Raw genomic sequence first — 1,852 nt, 5'->3', positions numbered from 1 at the left:
CGCCGGGATGAGCGCGGCGAAGTCGGGCCGCCCGATGCGCGCGTGGGTCAGGCCGCTGCCGAGGAGGGCGGCGCCGTCCTGGTAGTGCCAGCCGCGCAGTTCGCTGATCCGGCCGAGGCCGACGAGCGCGGAGGGGCGCAGCAGGCCCGCGTTGACGGCCGCCATCAGGTCGGTCCCGCCGGCGACGGGCACGGCGGCGGGCATGGCGGTGAGCGCCGCGACCGCTTCGTCGAGCGAGTCCGGCAGCACCACCGTCTGCGCGGCCTGCGGTGCATGAGTGGTCAACCCGGCTGCCCCTTCCGCAGTGTCCCCCAGGAGTTCCGGCCGTTCCGCCGTACGGTACGGGCTCCCGGCCGGGACGTGGCAACTCTGGCACATCCGTCACGGTCCGGGGCCGCCTCCGGCGGCGCGGAAGAACACGAGCGTACCCCGCCCGGCGGCCAACTCGCGGGCCCGGATGGGGACCTGCTCCGCACCAAGTGGGGATTGTCACTCTTGGGGGAGGCTTGTACGACTTCCGGGGCAGCCGTCGGCCTCACACGATCGGGGGCGGCCCTTCGATCGGGCGTCCGAGCACTCCGGGGCGCCGCTGCCACGGCCGCGGGCCGCCGGGCGGGCGGTAGTCGACGCCGAGGGCGTCGAGGCGCGCGTAGTGCTCCGCCATGCGGGCCTCGAAGCCGGCGAAGTCCCGCTCGGCGGACGGCGGCAGGGCGGACCAGGCGACCTCGGCGAAGGCGGCGAGGCGCGGATACACCTGGTAGTCGAAGCGCTGCGGGCTCTCCAGCACCTCGCTCCAGACGTTGGCCTGGGTGCCGATGACGTGCTCCGCCGCGGCGCCGTCGAGCTGCGGCGGCACGGGCTCGAAGCGGTAGAAGTCCTCCAGCGTACGCACCTGGGCGATCGGCACCGGCTCGTCCGGGGCGCCCGATTCGCGGTAGTTGAGGTACACCTGCTGCTCCGGGCACATCACCACGTCGTGGCCCGCCCGCGCCGCGGCGATGCCGCCGGCGTAGCCGCGCCAGGAGGAGACGGTGGCGCCGTCGGCGAGGCCGCCTTCGAGGATCTCGTCCCAGCCGATGAGGCGCCGGCCGCGGTCGGCGAGCCAGCGGTCGAAGTGCCGGATGAACCACGACTGCAGCTCGTCCTCGTCGGCCAGGCCGAGTTCGCGGATACGGGCCTGGGCGGCGGGCGACGCCTTCCACTGGCCCTTGGGGCACTCGTCGCCGCCGACGTGCACGAAGGTGGACGGGAAGAGGTCGAGCACCTCCTCGAAGACGCCCTCGTAGAAGCGCAGCACGTCCTCGGTGGGCGCGAGGACGTTCTCCGAGACGCCCCAGTCGCCCCAGACGTCGAGCGCCGCGGTGTCGACGACGTCGGTGTTGCCGAGCCAGGGGTAGGCGTGGATGGCGGCCTGCGAGTGGCCGGGGATGTCGATCTCCGGGACGACGGTGATGTGCCGGGCGGCGGCGTACGCGACGATCTCGCGGAGGTCGTCCTGGGTGTAGAACCCGCCGTGCGGGCGCTCGTCCCAGATGTCGGAGGCGCGGTGGCCGACCTTGGTGCGCGGGCGCCAGGAGGCGTCCTCGGTGAGCCCCGGGTGGCGCTTGATCTCGATGCGCCAGCCCTGGTCGTCGGTGAGGTGGAAGTGCAGCACGTTGAGCTTGTGGGCGGCCATCAGGTCGAGGTGGCGCAGCACCTCGCGCTTGGTGAGGAAGTGCCGGGAGACGTCGAGCATGAAGCCGCGCCAGCCGAACCGCGGGGCGTCCTCGATGCGGCAGTGCGGCAGCTCCCAGGTGCGCTCGCCGAGGGGGGCGGTGCGGTACGCCTGCGGGCCGAGGAGCTGGCGCAGGGT

Annotated in this window: 2 protein-coding genes; both read right to left on the bottom strand. The window is 73.6% G+C overall.

What is annotated here, in order from left to right; genetic code table 11:
* Nucleotides 1–285 (bottom strand): FAD binding domain-containing protein (locus H5J30_RS30600; protein ID WP_181790712.1); only part of this gene is annotated, 285 nt, incomplete at its 3' end.
* Between the two features lie 250 nt (nt 286–535).
* Nucleotides 536–1,852: beta-N-acetylhexosaminidase (locus H5J30_RS30595; protein ID WP_181790710.1), on the bottom strand; the 1,317-nt coding region annotated here is incomplete at its 5' end.

Origin of the sequence: Streptomyces phytophilus (assembly GCF_013870535.1) — a bacterium.
GTDB lineage: Bacteria > Actinomycetota > Actinomycetes > Streptomycetales > Streptomycetaceae > Streptomyces > Streptomyces phytophilus.
The sequence above is the reverse complement of the archived record's forward strand: the minus strand, read 5'-3'. Positions and strand labels throughout refer to the sequence as shown.